This is a genomic window from Mucilaginibacter sp. SJ (genome assembly GCF_028993635.1).
In the GTDB taxonomy this organism is placed as follows: domain Bacteria; phylum Bacteroidota; class Bacteroidia; order Sphingobacteriales; family Sphingobacteriaceae; genus Mucilaginibacter.
In genome coordinates this window covers 6316415-6333312 of record NZ_CP118631.1, presented here as the reverse complement: position 1 = coordinate 6333312, position 16898 = coordinate 6316415, and the positions used below count along the sequence as shown (strand labels likewise).

Here is a 16898-nt window from a genome sequence, read left to right as displayed (position 1 = left end):
CAAAGCTTTTATTAGTTTATTTCTCCGACACACATAAAAAGGCTTTGAGCCTTAAGCTTTCGGCTTTAAGCTTTTTTATGGTTTTACTACGTCCAATATCGGTTTGTCAATTCCGGATAACTGATCTTGTTCAGGCTTTAACAATTCCAGAACCTCAACGTCATTATATCCATTTTTTAACCATTCAACCGGCAGGTATAAGGTTTGTTGCGGACCAACGCCCCAGTATCTGCCAAGATTGTGGCCATTTACCCAAACCACACCTTTACCCCAGTTGCTCATATCAAGGTAAGTATCGCCCACTTTATCCAGCGTAAATCCGCCTTTCCTGATCACCGGCGATTGCGCATTTTGCTTCGCAGCAGAGAATTTCACGGTGCTTAAATCATAAAAGGGCAGCGAATACATTTTCCAATGCTGCACTTCCCTTCCGTTTAAAAGCACTTGTTGGGTGATCCCTTTTTTATTTTGCAAAAGATACTTACCAAAGTTGATGCGGCCAAGGTTTTCTACCAAAATATCAAGCGTTACTTTACCTGCCGGAAGTTTTAGATACAGGCTATCCTGATTAAGCCTACGGTCAAGCGTGCCTACTTTTTTACCGTTAATCATGATCACAGCGTAATCCCTAAGCTCTTTGAGTTTAAGTTGTCCACTTTTGCTTCCGTTTAAAATAGTTCGGTACAGCACAAAACCATAGTCCTGGTGCAGGTCTTCAAACGTAAGCGGACTTAGATTTTCTTTAACAGCCGGCAGAGTATTTAATAAACTTACCGATTGTGTTAGTTTAACAGCAGGAATTGTGATTACCGGTTTGGCTGCCGGCACATCCGGCAATTGCATACCGGCAGGCAAATGCTTCCGGATCACCTGCCTGAACTGCATAAATTTCGGGGTAGCATTACCCGCCTCATCTAACGGTGCATCATAATCATAGCTGCTCGTTTGCGGTTCATAAGGCGAGGTATCTTTAAAATTAGCACCATTCATGAACGCACGGGTAGTACCGCCATGAAACATGTACATATTAATAGAGATACCCGCTGCCAATACAGAATCAAGCCTGCCTGCATAGCGTTCGGCAGGGATAGTGTGATGGGCAGTTCCCCACCAATCAAACCAGGCCGGGTACCACTCGGCAATATAATACGGACCTTTGCCATCATGATTTTCATTGATGATCTTTTTCACTTTTGCAGGATTGTCGAGGCCGTTAACGGCCGGCAGTAATCCCGGCAGGTGACCGGCTACTAAATCAGGGGCAGGATCGCAGGTGTACAGCAATCCGTCAAAACCGGCTTCTTTAAATAGTTTTTGATTAATGTCCAAATACTCTTTATCACTCCCATACGAGCCATACTCATTTTCAATTTGTACCATCAATATATTACCGCCGTGATTTATCTGCAGCGGAGCCAATTGCTTGCCAACCTCTTTAATATAGTTTTCGTACTCTTTAAGGTATTGCGCCTCTTTACTGCGTACCTCAAGGCCTTTTTTATTTTGCAGCCAGTAAGGATATCCGCCAAACTCCCACTCAGCACACACATATGGGCTTGGGCGAAGGATCACCCACAGGCCTTCCCGCTGGGCTATGCGTACAAATTCGGCAACGTCGTTATTGCCTTTAAAATCAAATTTGCCTTTTTGTGGCTCGTGCAGGTTCCAGAAAACGTAGGTGCCAATGGTATTTAAGCCCATTGCCTTCGCCATTTTCATGCGGGCACGCCAGGCCTCGCGCGGCACACGGGGATAATGCATTTCGCCTGAAATCATCTGGAAAGGTTTCCCGTCAAGCAGAAAAGCTTCATCGCCCAGTGCAAAGGTATGTTTGGGTACCTGGCAAAAACCTGTTATGCTCAGGCTTAAAACTGTTAAAAAGGATATGATAATTTTTTTCATTGTGATGCGCTATCGGTTCAGCGCTTCTGCGCTTTTTTGTTTGTAATAGTTTTGAAGAATATAAAACGCTTTCTTTTTATTGCCTTTATCGTCATAAAGGCCCTTGCGGTTCCAGCCTTCCTGGTACAGTGGGTTATTCCGTTTTGGCGACCGGAAATCGGCCATTACCCATGGTGACAGACCTACAAAATTTGCAGGCATCCGCTTAAACATATCTACCTGTTCCTTAAAGTACCATTCCTGGTATTCTTCACTAAAACGGGTCAATGAATCGGCATGAAAACCGGTTTTAGCTTCGGCCCCGGTTTCGCTGATAAATAAAGGTTTATTATATGGCGTACTCCAGTTTGTGGTACGGCATTTATCAGGCAGACCGCCATACCAGCCGAGGTATTCGTTAAAAGCAACAAGGTCAACAAACTCGCCCAACGGGTCATCCACAACATTCAAATCCTTACCCGAACTATAGTTTACCTCAAGCGCAGCCGAAACCAGGCGTGTATTATCTAATTGCTTAGCCTTAATAATGAGGTTGTGCATAAAATTGGTACGGGTTGCGCTTATTGGCGTTTCGTTACCAACCGACCAGATAATGATGCTTGCGCGATTATGATCACGGGTGATCATCTCATTGAGTTGCGCCTTTGCCTTTTCAAGCACTGCAGCGTTACCAAAATCAATAGTCCAGTAAACCGGGATCTCCGACCAAACCATAATACCCAGAGAATCGGCCAGTCGGGTTATTTTTTCATCATGGGGATAATGTGCCAGCCTTACCATATTGCAGCCAAGCTCATGCGCCTGATTTAGCAATTGTTCGGCATCCTGCTGGCTGTAAGCCCTTCGTACATCCTGCGGTATTTCGCCATGGATACAGATCCCCCGTAAAAATACGGGCTTACCGTTTAACAATAGCTTCGGGCCATGCGCCTCGATGGTGCGGAACCCTATCTTATCTTCTGCTTTATCGGCGCCGCTACTTATAATAACTTTGTACAGTTTTGGTGTTTCCGGCGACCATAGCTGCACCTTTGGTAATTTAAAACTAACTTGCGTAAGTGTACCTGTAGCAGCAAACTGCTTACTAAACTTAAGTTCGGGTATTTGTACGGTGATATTTTGACCAGTTGGCGGAGTATCGCTCAGTTTAACCCATCCGCTTACCTCTGGTTGTTTAGCAGGAACCGCACCGTTAACGGGCTTTTTTAGCTGGATCACAAAATCGCGGATGTAGGTAGCAGGCACTTCAACCAATTTTACATCGCGGGTAATACCGCCGTAATTCCACCAATCGGTATTGAGGGTGGGCACCTCATCGGCGTAACGCTTATTATCAACCTTAACCACCAACAGGTTTTCCTTTTCCTTAAGCAGTCCGGCAGGAATTTCAAAATTAAACGGCGTAAAGCCACCTTTGTGCATGCCCAGCTTTTTACCGTTCAGGTATACATCGGCACGATAATTTACAGCACCAAAATATATGTACTGTCTGCTGCCATTGGCGGATTTAACATAGTCGAATGATTTTTTATACCAGATAGTACCTTCATAATAAGTAAACTCCGGCTTTTGATGATTCCAGTCACCGGGTACATCAATGCTATATTTATCAATGTAGCCGTGCTCCCTCTTCTCCGTTTTGTTAGCCGGGATGCCACTGTTCCAGTAGGCGTCGCCATTTTTTTCGTTAAGCTCCTTGTAACGATAATCATAAAACCCGGTTTCGTAGGGGTCAACAATGTATTGCCATTTGCCATTCAGATCAAGCGATTTACGGCTTTGAATATTGGTGATCAGGCTATCCTGTGCAGCGGCCGTGCCGGCAACAAGCAGCAGGCAGCATAAACTTATAAAATTTCGCATGTTATTTTTTAAATACATCAAGGTTCCAGTTATCCACCCAATTTATTTCGATGTCATCGCCCTTGAAGCTGATAGGCAACCACAGGTAACGGCCATCAATAGCATCTTTCGGGGTCCATTTATCGGCTATAAATATGAAAGCATCTTTTTTACCGGCTACAGGCAATACATGCGTACTTTGACCGCCATAAGTAATTTTGCTATCCGGTCCCTGACAAGGATTACCGTGATAAGTCCAGGGCCCCCAGATTGATTTTGCAGAAAACCAGCGGGCAGCATTTGGCGCCCAGCCTGTACAACCAGAGCCAATCATATAATAAGTGCCATTACGTTTAAACAAAGCAGGAGCTTCAGTTTGGTGGCCTATATAAATACGGATAAACTTACCTGTATGGCCCATATAATCCGGTGTTAGCTCTGCCAAATCAAGGGTATAGTTTTCTTCGGATGAAAAAACGTGGTAGGCTTTGCCATCGTCATCAACAAAAACGGTCATGTCGCGGGCCATCTGGCCTCCGGGCAAATCGCGGCAAAAAAACTTATCGGTTTCGTGAGCCGGACTAACACAGTTTATTTTATCGCCTTCGGGAGTAAGTGCAGGATAAAACGGCATTTGTCCTGGATTTGGGCGGTAGCTTTTAATGAACTTGTACGGGCCGGTCACCTTATCGCTTACAGCGACCCCGGCACGCGCTGCGCTGTAGCCCTTGCCTAATAGCTCAAGGTGAAACCACATCACATACTTTTTGGTCTTTTTGTTATAAACAACCTTTGGTCTTTCCAGGATACAGCCTTTTGCAATGTCGTTCGTAGTATCGGACGAAACGCTCAGCGAAATCCCTTCGTCTTTCCAGTTGTACAGATCTTTTGACGAATAGCAATGAACCCCAACCATCGCCCTGTTACCGGCATCACCGGCAATTTTGTGTTCGCCAAACCAATAGTATACACCATTATTATAAAGGATGCCTCCCCCATGAGCATTAATATGTACCCCTTTATCGTCAGGCCAGATAGCTCCCGGACTAAAGCTGGTTAATTTTGTTTGAGCCCGGCCGACAATGCTTAACAGCAAAAGAGCAGATAGTAGTAAAAATCGATAGTATTTCATATAAAGATGTTTGTATTATTTTTTTATGTCAAGTGCATGATCGGCAGGTGCATCCTGGCCGCTCCAGATTTTAACAGCCGTCCATGATTCATCTGCATCGGCCCAAAACGGATCGGTTTCGGGCAAGCCTAATGGTACAAAAACAGTAGCGCAGAAATAAAGGCTGCCGGTTGTAATATAAAAATCGGCCAGGCCGGGCTGCTTGCCATATAAACCCATATTAAGCCAGCCATCGGCAGTAAAAGTTTGCGGTGCGCCAAGTGTTTTTTTGATCATAGCTGTTAGCGCGCATCTTACCTGTGCCGGTTTCAGGTTTGCAGGCAGTTGTTTTTTGTAGGCGATATTTGCTAAATGATGAAATGCGCCGCCGCGATAAACTATAGACCGTCCGATAGCCGGAAAGCTTCCATCAGCATTAATAAGGCGCTCAAGCACTTCGGCATAACGTTGGCCAACAGCCAACTCACGTTGTTCCTCACGCACATAAGTTTTCTTTTTAGCATTAACTTCCTCCAATATGCTGCTCAGGTTTGGGTGGATCACGATGCTATTATAATAATCGAGATGAAAGCTCATCCCGTCCGAATACATACCATCGCCAACATACCAGTGTTCGGTAAATTCGCGGATGCCAAATTCAACCCTTACCGGGTCATAGCCCAAATCATATTTGCAAAAAAAGGCCTCTATCATCCCCGAAAACAAAATCCAGTTGGAGTAAACCGGAACAGTTGCGCGGGTAACCTTCATCACTTCAACCACCTGCTTTTTTGTAGCTTCATCAAGATGCTCCCATAACCATGGGCTCCGTACCAATGCAAAAGCCACAAATGAGGCATCAACCAAGGGCTGGCCTCCGTTCCATTGCAGATAATCTTTAGCCTGCGGATTAACAGCGTTAGCGATAGCCTTTAAAGACCATGCCCGATATTGCTCACGAAGTTTTATTTCGGCTGGATCACCACCTTCTAACTGTAACCATGGTGCTATACCACATAGCGTGCGGCCAAAAGCTTCAAGGTAACCCACTTTGGCCCGGCTTTCCTTATTATCAATCTTATCTGATAGTTGCATAGGCATTTTCTCTTTAAGCTGATCGGCTGCAAGGTTGCTGATCACAGGCCGGGCTACCTTATCCATGTAGCTTAGCCATAATTTCCTGTCGGATACCTGCGCAGTATTCTTTTTGCTTTGGGCGGATGCACAAAACGGAGCACTTATCAATACGAAGTAAAATATGAGTTTCTTCATCCTGGCTGTTTATTTGTTTTATTATGCATTTATTTAAGTTGAAAGTCTTAAGTCGAAAGTACCAAGTCCTTTTTTTTCTAAAGACTTTCGACTTGAGACTTCTGACTTAAAATTTAAGACTTACAACGAAGGCTTCCATTCCAACACCTGTACTTTGGTGGGCGGTATGCTGGCTTTACCTTCGCCATCAACCTGGGTAACCTGTTGTACAAACAGGTTAAGAATCTTTTTATCCTTCCATAATTCGGTATCATAGGTTGGCTCCCACTCCCCTACAGGTGTAGTTGTTAAATCGCTAACCTGCCAGTTTGAAGTTTTCAGGTCGGCATTCATCGCTACAGAAACTTTATCGCCGCGTTCGGCATCCCTGAAAATTAGCGCTGCTGATTGCTTCCCGTCCTTGTTCCAGGCAATGATCTGTGGGCGCGAAATTGGGATCCGTTTGGTACCCGTGCCACCAAGGTCGAATGCCGTTTTCCTGAAACCAAGATCAGCCGACTGCCAATTCCCCCTGGTTTTAAAAACAATATGATATTGTGGGATGGTCGTACTACTATCGCGCCAATAAGTGGCAATAAATGGATTACCCCTATCATCGGCAAACATGGATGTTTGATTAATGAGTTCGCTGTGCTGCGGTATCTTGCAAGCATACTCCGCATTCGCTGCATTAATTGGCAGCGTATATTTTTCGCCGGTTGATTTTTCCCAGCTCAAGCCACCATCATTTGAGCGGGCATACCCCATATCGTGGTTGCTTGCTACGTCAGGGCTTTCACGCCATACCCATGAAATGTGGATAGTCCCTTTTTTGTCGATGCACATTTGCCAGTAGGCATTTCGTTTATCCTCACCGTCAATAAGATTTTGCTGGATGTTGACCCATTTGTGCGTGGCGATACTATATCTGTTCATCACCAGGTTTCCATTCCCCGAGCCGCCGTCGCGGTAAACAAATAACAGATCTCCGCCCGGCAAACGGTAAAACTCCGGGTAGCTTACCTTGTTTTCGGTAATACCCGTCATACTTTGTTGCGCCGACAAAACAAGACCTCCGGGCTTAATGCTTTTAGCATAATTCAAGGTTTGGTTATGATGCCCCCAGGCAACGTGCAAATAGCCGGCGCCGTCAACCATGATACTGATATCCTTATGAGCATCGGCAGCATCGGCTTTATATTGCGTTGCGGCAACCTGCCAGTTAGCAGATCCGCTTTTTCTTTTAGCCAAAACCAACACCTCGTCGTTGTTATAATAAGCAGCATATTGTTCGCCTTTAAAAGTAACCAATGAGTTTTTGCGGAACACAACCGTGTTGACGGAGTTATTTGCCCAGCCTAAACCAATAGTGGTAGTAGTTGCTTTGTGGGTTTGAGCGAATACAACAACAGTGCTCCCAAACAGGATACATATAAAAAACAGTGATCTTAAATGGTATAGCTTCATAAAAAGTAAAAGTAAGGGCAATATTAATTGCCCTTACTTTTTATTTGTGTTTTAATTAATAACCCGGATTTTGCTCCAATACAGCATCTTTATTCAATTGAATTTCAGATAGCGGGATAGGCAGCAGCATATTTTTAGCTGCGATACCTGTTGTTGGATGAACGGCATCGTTGCTGTTTAACCGCGTTGCGCGGTCGACCAGGGTACCGGTACGCATTAGGGTCTGACGGCGGTTTTCCTCACCGATCAACTCCCTGGCACGTTCATCAAGTATAAAATCAAGTGTTATTTGTCCGGCAGTTACTTGTGGTGCATTGGCCCGGGTTCTTAACACGTTAATCGAGGTAGCCGCATCAGCAGTTTTGCCTTGTTTAAACTGTGCCTCAGCAAGCAGCAGGTAAGTCTCGCCTAAACGCATCATCATAAAATCTTTGATCATTGCATAACCAAAGGTATCATTTGGATCAAAAGCTCCCCATTTGGTTGTACTTGGGCAAATCCGGAATAAGGTGTCGGCGCCGGCAAAAGGCACTGGTTTGCCTAATAACGCAGGGAAAGCGGGGTCGTTATAATAGTATCGCCTTTTAATACTGTATTGTGAATTACGAAGATCGCCTTGCGGATACAGTCCGTAAAGTACCCAGTTACTTAACCTTAACCTGGCAATACTACGCCCACCCAATGAATCACACGGCAACATTCCGGGAACTGCATAATAAGCAGCACCCCACACACGGCGCTGCTGGGCGGCATCCACATTGCCACCTACAACAACAGATGGGTTTTCCTGTTCAAGTACCCATATTGCTTCGCTGTTTCCCTGTGCACGGCGTTCGTTACCGTATACAAACATATCTGAATAGTAATCACCTGCACCTGCTGCCCTTACACCGTAGCGGGCTTTTATCAGGCTAAATTTGCCGCTATTGATAACAGCCTGTGCCTGTTGCTCGGCAAGGTCGTTTTTACCCATACGCAGGTAAGCTTCGGCTAATAACTGCATGGCCATATATTTATTGGCTCTGCCAACGGGCTTACCCTGAGCGTTCGTTTTCGAGTTACCGGCATTTAAATCAGACAGGTTAGTGCTTGCATAGGTAAGATCACTTACAATAAGCGCGTTTAATTCATCAAGCGAAGCACGGGTAAAATTTATTTTGGGAACAGTTAAAGCATGATCAGTAAGCGGAACTTTTCCAAACAAGGTCACCAGGTTATTGTAGGCATAAGCCCTGAAAAACTTGGCCTCTGCTTCCACCTGTTTTTTACCTACAGGCCCTAATTTTGTATTTGATGGATTTTCGGCGTTATCAATTATAATATTAGCATTATTGATCATCGCATAGTATTTGCCCCAAATATAAGCGGCGGCGTTATCTTGTGATGTTAACAGACTATAGTTATAGTAAGGCACCTCTATTCCCTCTTGCTGGGCTGTTGCATTTGCCACATCTGTACCTACCTGCCAAACACTTGGCCACCCCTGCCGGCCAGAATAAGTTAGTATTCCGGTTTCCAGATTGTATAAACCTATCGCCGATGCCTCCATGCCCAATGAATCGGTAACCGTTAAAGGGGTATACGATGAATATGGTTTTTCGTCGAGATATGATTTTTTGCAGGATGCGAATGCTGTTAACACCCCTGCAAAGAGTAATATTACTGAATAATTTTTCATGTCTTTTACTGGTTTGTTATTTTAAGGAAATATTAGCACCTAAAATTATTGTACGGGTTTGTGGATAATTGTTTGTCCAATCGCCCGATCCGCGGGTTGAGTAACTGGCCTCAGGATCCCATCCTATCCAGTTTGTAAAGGTTTTCAGGTTACGACCGCTCAAATAGAAGGTTAAACCACTTATGCCTGCTTTATCAAGCAATCTTTGTGGTAAAACATAGCTAAAGGTAACATCCTTAATACGGGTATAGCTTGCATTGCGCGGATAACCATAGCCACGTGTATTGGTGTAGGTTAATGACTGAAACTCATTACTGTTATTGGTTGGTGTCCAATAACCAACCTCTGCAGGCGTGTTTCTCCGGCCCGGTTCATCTGCATAATTTAAATCGGCGTTATTTTTCAGCATACCCTGCGCAGTTTGGATAAAAATACTGAGGTTAAAATTTTTATAATGGAATGTGTTGGTTAAACCGCCCGTCCATTTTGGTGAAGTTTGTCCTTGCACTACCCTGTCGCCATCAGCAGTGATCTTACCATCACCATTGATATCGGCAAATTTCAAATCGCCCGGTTTAGCTACCGGATCCTGTTTTGAAGGATCTTCGCCGGTTTGCCAAACACCTGTCATTTTGTAATCATATATTACGCCAACGGGTTTGCCGATAAACCACTTATTACCAATATCGTCCTTACCATCGCCATACAGATCAACAATTTTATTTTTGTTTGCAGCAAACACAATGGTACTTTCCCATCTGAAATCTTTGCCATCGATATTGCGGGTATTTAAAGTTACCTCAACACCTTTGTTGGCTACCTTACCTATGTTATCAACAACCTGGTTGTAACCGGTTATTGTTGGCAGAGACCGGCTTAGCAACAAACCATAAGTCCTCGAATCATAGTATTCAACTGTACCATTAATGCGGCTTTTAAGTACGGAAAAGTCAGCGGCGATGTTAGCCTGATTAGTGCTCTCCCAGTGCAGGTTACCATTACCAAGATTGCTTGCCTGTATACCTACAGTACTTACCCCATTAAAGGGGAACCTTACTGTACCATCCGATGTTATGGTTCTGTACACACTTACCGCCTCATTACCGGTTTTACCATATGATGCCCTAAGCTTTAAACTATTGATCAGTTTTGAGTTTTTGAGAAAATCCTCATTACTCACATTCCAGCCAAGGGCTGCAACCGGGAACCATCCGTATTTTGAAGTATTGGCACCAAACACCGATGATCCGTCGCGTCTAACCGTCAGGGTTACCAGGTACCTGCTGTCATACGAATAATTCAACCTGGCCATTTGCGAATTAAGCGCATACCTGTCTGAATAGGTGCCCGAAAAGCCATTTACACTTGCACCTGATACCGTTGCACCAATGCCAATCTGGTTAAATGATAGTTCATCGTTTATATAACCGGTACCGGCTATCCCCGAAATGAAATATTTACGTTGTTGAGCACTGTATAAGCCTGTGAAATCAATGCGGTGCTTACCAAAATCGCGGGTATAAAGCAACAGGTTATCCAGCGTGTAGCTATTTGTTTCGGAACTTACCGCGGTTGCCGAACCTAAAGGCGTATTAGCCAAACGGCCGCTGTAGCTATCAACACGGGTAGGCAGGTACGTATACCCTGCGTTCAGGCGGTATTTTAAACCTTTAAGCACCCCGCCAAATTTCACTTCGGCATAACCGTTGCCGCTAATGTTTACGCTCCGGTTTATCTGGTCGGTAGTTAAACCAAGCAGAGGATTAACATATAGCTGTTCGGGGGCCATAGGGTAAATGGTATAAGTGCCATCGGCATTATATACGTTACCGTAGGGGCTCATGGCTGTAGCGTTCAGTAAGTTTGCCCTGCCGCCGTCATAATTATTATTAGCAAAATACAAGTTCGCGCCTACACTCAGATAGCTGGTTACGTTTACATCCAAGTTTGACCGTACGCTTGCCCGATTATACTGATAGCCTTTTATCACACCTTTTTGTTTCAGGTAATCGCCTGATAAAAAGTATTTAACATCGGGTGTACCGCCTGTTACACTCAGGTTATGATCCTGCATAAAACCTTGCTGAGTAACTTCTTTCACCCAATCAATAGTACGGCCTGCTGCATAGTTTGCCCTTTCGGAGTTATTATATACTGGCTCCGGAAATTGTTGGGTTAAGTGATTTTGCGACTCATAATCGAGGAATTTCTGCGTAAAGGAGGCTGGGTCGCGGGGTTTAAGAATGTGCGCAAGGTTTTCGTAACCTGCATAACCGTTATAACGGATAACCGGTTTACCGGTGGTACCGCGTTTTGTAGTGATCAGGATTACACCTTGCGAACCATTAGCGCCATAAATTGCCACGGCCGACGCATCTTTCAGGATCTCCATTGATGCGATATCATTTGGATTAATATCATTAAGCGATCCGCCGCTTTTGGTAAGCGGAATACCATCAACCACCACAAAAGGGCCTGAAGCAGCTGAAATAGAATTTTGCCCCCTCACCGTAACCGAAGGCTGACGGCCAGGAATAGATGATGATGTGGTTACAGTTACACCGGCAACAGCTCCTTCTACAGCCTGCAAAACGTTGGTAACAGGTAACTGCGAGAGGCGGGACTTTGGTACCGTTGTAACCGAGCCGGTAACGTCCGAACGTTTTTGCGTACCGTAACCTACCACTACTACTTCGTTAAGCTGCTTGTTACTATCCTCAAGCACGATATTTAGTGTGGTGGTATTTTTTGTAACCGCAATGAATTTGGCTACCATGCTCACAAAAGAGATCTTTAACGTTGAGCCTTCGGCAACCTCTATTTTAAAAGCGCCATTAACATCGGTTGTGGTTGATTGGGTTGTGCCCTGGATGTTTACAGTTGCACCAGGCAACACATTGCCGGTGGCATCTTTTACAACACCTTTTACATTAATTTTTGTTTGCGCGCTTGCCAGCTGAGCAATGCCTGTGAGCATCATCATTAAAAGCAATACGGAAAAACTTTTTAAGAGAGTAAATCTATATTTCATAATTTAATTTGGTTTATAGGGTTCATTTAATTTGGAATTTTGGGTGGTGACTAAGCCTATCCGGGACGGTTTAACACCACGGCATTAGCTGCCCGGCAGCACATTTTTGAAATTTTCATTGCATTAATTTTTAGTTTATGAATTGCCGGCAATAAAATATTGGTACTGATTATTGCCTGTCGGTTGAAACGAAATAAGTGGAATTTGGCTTTGCGAGAGAGGGGTAAAACTATAAATTACCGGGGTCAAAATGTATAAAAAACGCTCCTTTTGATAGTTTTTGTAGAATACACAAGAAAATAAGTGTCAAATTCACTTTTATTTTTCCGGAAAGCTTTTCTTGTGATGGCACACCAACACTGTTAAAGACAGGCCTATTTAGAAGAGTTTTTCTCAAACTCGTTTATGCGATACGAAATTTGAAAACTGGCGCGGTGTTTTTTGATAAAATCAGACGGGTTGATCCCATATTGTTTGAAGAATTGTTCGCGAAAATATTTCACATCGCTAAAGCCAACCTGGAACGCGGCTTCGTTAACATTACAATTGGTTTGAATGAGTAATTCGGCAGCTTTGCGCAGGCGTACAAAACGGATAAAGTTATTGACCGATTGCCCTGTGATATTTTTAAGACGTTTAAATAAGGTTGCATAGCTGATCCCGATCTCCTTAGCCAGCACATATACATCAAACTTATCGTCGGTAAAATAATGCTCAATCACCGAAATACAATTGTTCAGAAAGTCTTTATTCTCCTGCGAAATACTTCGACCGGTGCTTTTCTTGGTAACCTCCTTATAAAAGTAATTCTGAAGCTCAGTTTTATTGCGCAACACGCTTTTTACCTTTGCTATGAGTAATTCTTTATCAAAGGGTTTGCGTAAAAAGTCAATAGCTCCCTCGTCTATACTTTTTAGCATAATATCGGGCGTTGTATCCCCGGTTAAAAGGATAACTGGGATATGGCTTATGGCCTGGTCTTCTTTAACAATCCGGCACAAATCAAGCCCGCTAATGCCGTCCATTACAATATCGCTTATAATTACATCGGGAATATGCTTCTTGATAAGTTCGAGGCCCGTGGTACCGTTCTGGGCCTCAATTACGTTATATCCGGGAGTAAAAATCTTTTTGATGTATGTACGGATCTGGTCATTGTCATCAATCACTATAAGTGTATGCCTGGCCGAGCTGAATAGCTCCAACGCTGCCAGGTCATCGTCTTCCGGCATAACATCTTTGTTATCTTCGCTAATAAGCTCATTTACATAAGTATAATCAGGTACAACATCGTCAACGATAATCTCTCCCGAAAAATGTGCTTTACCCTTCGGTAACGCAAGCACAAAGGTGGTACCCCCATCGGGATTGTTGGAGTAGCTGATATTACCTTTATGACTTTCAATAAAAACCTTAACCAGGTATAAGCCTATCCCAAAACCCTTACGGAAATAGTTTTTATCCTTTGCCTGGTAAAATTTATCAAACAGTCTGTCGCCGGCTTCCGTATTGATGCCTATACCATTATCAATTACTTTAAAATATACATAAGTATCGTCCTGTTCAATTACAACATGGATAATTCCCCTATCCGGAGTAAACTTTATAGCGTTTGAAATGAGGTTAAACAAAGCTATTTCTATCTTTTCCAGGTCGCAGTATACCTCAATGGCATCTAATCCGCCCTCAAGGGTATAACGAATATGTTTAATTTTGGCTTGCTGAATAAAGCACGAATAAACCTCGTTACACAAAATCACAAAATTTAATCTGCTCACCTTCAGCGAAGCATTTTCGCTTTCGGTTTTTCTGAAAAGCAGCAAATGATCAACCAAACCAAGCAGTCGGCGCGCATTGCGGTAAATTGTGCTCAGCTCTTCGGTATTGCCTTTATTTTGATTAAGAAGATCTTTGATGGGGTTGATAATAAGCGTTAACGGGGTCCTGAATTCGTGCGATACGTTGGTAAAGAAGGTCAGCTTCTTTTCATTAAGTTCCTTTTCTTTCTCCACCTGCAGGTTGGCGAGCTTTACCTTAAACCTGAGCCCGGCCTGGTTTAATCTGTATCTGTAAAACGCGTAGCCTATAGCAACTATTAATGACAGATAAATTATATAGGCCCACCAGGTGCGGTACCATGGTGGCAAAACAATAATTTTAATGGTGATGGGTGGCGCTGTCCACTGTCCTTCTGTATTGGTGGCCCTGATTTTCAGTGTATAGGAGCCTTCATTGAGACGCGAAAAATAGGCCGACTTTAGTTTGCCTACATAATTCCAGCCATGGTCCCAGCCCTCAAGGTAATAGGCGTAGGAGATCTTTTCGGGAAATGAATATTCAAGCGCTGTGTAACTGATGTTCAGCGTAGCCTGGCTAAACGGGATAGTTACTTTCTTTATTTCATTTAACGGCAGTTTTGGGCTATATGCACTATCGAGTTCAATTGATACATTGTTTATTTTAAAATCAGAAAGCATGAGCCGGGGCTGGTGCGCGTAAGGGGCAATACTATCAGGCGAGAACAAATTAAACCCTTTTATACCGCCGAACAACATTTTGCCCGATGCCAGTTTTAAGGCCGCGTTGTAATTAAACTGGTTACTTTGTAATCCATCAGATGCGTTGTAATTGGTGATCTTTTCCGTTGTTACATTAAAGTTAGAAAGGCCGTTATAAGTACTGCACCATAAATTCCCGCTGTTATCAACCAATATATTCAGCACAGTATTACTGGGTAAGCCGGCCGATTCCGTGTATCTTTTATACTGATGGGTGTTGGCATTATATTGAAGCAGGCCTCCGCCTTCGGTACCAATCCATAAATTGCGTTTATTATCTTCGGTAATAGCCCTGATGGCCTGGCCGATAAAATAAATCTGGTGTTTTTTATGCTGAACATCTATTTTGATGAGACGGCTATAATTTCCCGCCCATAAATTACCCGCATGATCTTCAAAAAGCGCGTGGATATTTACCAGGTTGTTATCAAAAAGTTCAAATTGGTCTTTTGCACGATTATATAAAAACAAAGCACCTCCCCAGGTGCTGCCCGCCCACAAGCGGTGCTGCGAATCTTCATAAAGCTTCCAAAAGTTCCGTTCCTCTTTTTTATCTACGGGGTTATAACAGCTATAATGTTTAAACCGGTCGGTTGTATTATCAAACGCATCAATGCCACCGTTAAAGGTTGCCACCCATATTTTGTTGGTATAGTCGTTTAAAATACTTACAACAAAATTGCTGCTGATAGATCCCGGGATATTTTGATGTATATAGGCAGTAAACGTATTTGTTTTAATGTTCCAGTAATTTAACCCGCCGCCGTCAGTGCCAATCCATACATTATGCTGTTTATCTTCGCAAAACGACAGGATAAAATTATTGATAACACTATTTTTATTAAAAGCATCATGCGCAAATACATGAAATGAGGCCGGCTTACGGTCAATAATGTTTACGCCGCCACGTAAGGTCGCTATCCAGATCCGGGATTCATCATCCTCATAAACAGCATCAACAGCATCGCTGCGTAAGCTATTAGGTGTTTCGCCTGCATTGATATAGGTGAGCGTATTGGCCGCAGGATTCCAAACTTTGATTCCTCCTCCATTGGTTGCAATCCAGATATCGCCGTTTTTTGTTGTGGTGAGGCTAAAAATATTGTTGCTGGTCACTTTGTTAAACCCGTTATCGAGCCTCGTAGTTTTCAGGGTGACGGGATCATACATCAACAACTCGTTACCAGAGCCTGCAATTATTTTACCCTTTCCATCAATGGTCATACAGCCTGCATATGCCAGTTCAGGAGCTACAATTTTTATCTTTTCAGTTGCTGCATCGTACCTCCCAAGCCCAACCCCATTTACCAGGACCCAGATAGTGCCCTGCTTATCCATCTGGGCAGCAATGGTATTAAACCGTTTTGTTTTTGCATCATACAGGATCTCTTTACCAATGGTATCTGTTTTCCCAAATTTCAGGAAGCCGTATGTGCCATTGGTAGCGAAAACATTCCCCAACCGGTCGGCGACTATTTCGTTAATGTTAAACCCAATCTTAACAGGCTGATGTTTTTCATTATAGCAGTAAAGCGCATGAAAGCGGGAATCGACATAATCAAAATACATCAGGCCTTTTTCAGTTCCTGCATATATTCGTCCGCCGCAGGCCTTGATGGACTTGATGTGGTTATTGACAAGTGAATTTTTATCATCCCAAATATTCCGAAAAACCTTAAAGGTATAGCCGTCATAGCGGTTAAGACCGTCATAAGTCCCCATCCACATAAAGCCATATTTATCCTGCGTAATACAGGTTACCGCATTATTTGAAAGGCCATCTTCAATACCCAAATACCTAACGGGAAAACCAGGACCTTTTGCTGAAGCTGCTAAAGAATAGCACAAAAAAGAAATAAGCAAAAAGGCCTTTAATTGCTGAAACATTCGCCGTATAATCAATAACTGGTTGCTTTCAAAGGTATCAAAATATAGCAGGCTTTCATTCGCAAATTTTATCCTGTTTTGGTACATCAGGAATTGCAACGCATCAAAAGCGTATCAAAAGATATGAAGAAAATAACACCGATATTGAAGACAAATAATTAACAATTAATT

8 protein-coding genes are annotated in these 16898 nt (G+C 43.4%); all 8 read right to left on the bottom strand.

All coding sequences use genetic code 11. The annotated features are described in order from the left end of the window. Window positions 1-75: 75 nt before the first annotated feature. The 8 genes from MusilaSJ_RS25910 to MusilaSJ_RS25875 all read right to left on the bottom strand — a co-directional run bounded on the left by MusilaSJ_RS25910 (window position 76) and on the right by MusilaSJ_RS25875 (window position 16814). A complete protein-coding gene (locus MusilaSJ_RS25910; protein WP_274987653.1) occupies window positions 76-1902 on the bottom strand; it encodes a glycoside hydrolase family 35 protein in 1827 nt (608 codons plus the stop codon). Window positions 1903-1911: 9 nt separating this feature from the next. Beyond that, window positions 1912-3765 carry a glycoside hydrolase family 2 protein gene (locus MusilaSJ_RS25905; protein WP_274987652.1) on the bottom strand — a complete coding sequence of 618 codons (1854 nt, stop codon included), beginning with the start codon at window positions 3763-3765 and terminating at the stop codon, window positions 1912-1914. A 1-nt stretch (window position 3766) separates the two neighbouring features. After that, entirely contained in the window at window positions 3767-4876 is a 1110-nt protein-coding gene (locus tag MusilaSJ_RS25900) for a glycoside hydrolase family 43 protein (protein ID WP_274987651.1), read from the bottom strand. A gap of 15 nt (window positions 4877-4891) precedes the next feature. Then, complete coding sequence (locus MusilaSJ_RS25895; RefSeq protein WP_274987650.1) at window positions 4892-6127, bottom strand: DUF2264 domain-containing protein; 1236 nt, start codon at window positions 6125-6127, stop codon at window positions 4892-4894. Between the two features lie 120 nt (window positions 6128-6247). Next, entirely contained in the window at window positions 6248-7573 is a 1326-nt protein-coding gene (locus MusilaSJ_RS25890; RefSeq protein WP_274987649.1) for a BNR repeat-containing protein, read from the bottom strand. A gap of 55 nt (window positions 7574-7628) precedes the next feature. Next, window positions 7629-9251: a RagB/SusD family nutrient uptake outer membrane protein gene (locus MusilaSJ_RS25885; RefSeq protein ID WP_274987648.1), complete on the bottom strand. Its 1623-nt coding sequence runs from the start codon at window positions 9249-9251 to the stop codon at window positions 7629-7631. A 16-nt stretch (window positions 9252-9267) separates the two neighbouring features. Continuing rightward, window positions 9268-12282 carry a SusC/RagA family TonB-linked outer membrane protein gene (locus MusilaSJ_RS25880; RefSeq protein WP_274987647.1) on the bottom strand — a complete coding sequence of 1005 codons (3015 nt, stop codon included), beginning with the start codon at window positions 12280-12282 and terminating at the stop codon, window positions 9268-9270. Between the two features lie 374 nt (window positions 12283-12656). After that, window positions 12657-16814 (bottom strand): hybrid sensor histidine kinase/response regulator transcription factor, encoded by a 4158-nt coding sequence (locus MusilaSJ_RS25875; protein ID WP_274987646.1) that lies wholly within the window; start codon window positions 16812-16814, stop codon window positions 12657-12659. Between the last annotated feature and the right edge of the window lie 84 nt (window positions 16815-16898).